This window comes from Psychrobacter sp. W2-37-MNA-CIBAN-0211 (assembly GCF_040309405.1).
Lineage (GTDB): Bacteria > Pseudomonadota > Gammaproteobacteria > Pseudomonadales > Moraxellaceae > Psychrobacter > Psychrobacter glaciei.
In genome coordinates this window covers 1-259 of the sequence record NZ_JBEOOU010000341.1, presented here as the reverse complement: position 1 = coordinate 259, position 259 = coordinate 1, and the positions used below count along the sequence as shown (strand labels likewise).

The 259-nt window shown below is 52.5% G+C and carries 1 protein-coding gene; it reads left to right on the top strand.

Annotation, left to right across the window (positions count from 1 at the left end; all coding sequences use genetic code 11):
• Window positions 1-31: 31 nt before the first annotated feature.
• The coding region (locus AAEY72_RS15455) for a winged helix-turn-helix domain-containing protein (RefSeq protein ID WP_502945406.1) at window positions 32-259 on the top strand (228 nt) is incomplete at its 3' end.

Here is a 259-nt window from a genome sequence, read left to right as displayed (position 1 = left end):
CTCTGACTCTACTTACGGAATATGAATAAAAGTGCATAACAAAAAACTCAATATTTCACCCGCCTGGATTTTCCGTACCGCTAACGGCGAGCTGTTCGAGCCAGTACTGTTTCGCCTGCTGGAAGGCATTCGCGATACCGGCAAGCTCACAGCAGCGGCGACCGCAGCCAACATTTCTTATCGCCACGCCTGGAATCTGCTCAACCGCGGCAGTCATATTATTGGCTTGCCGCTGGTGATCATGCGCAAGGGTCACGGC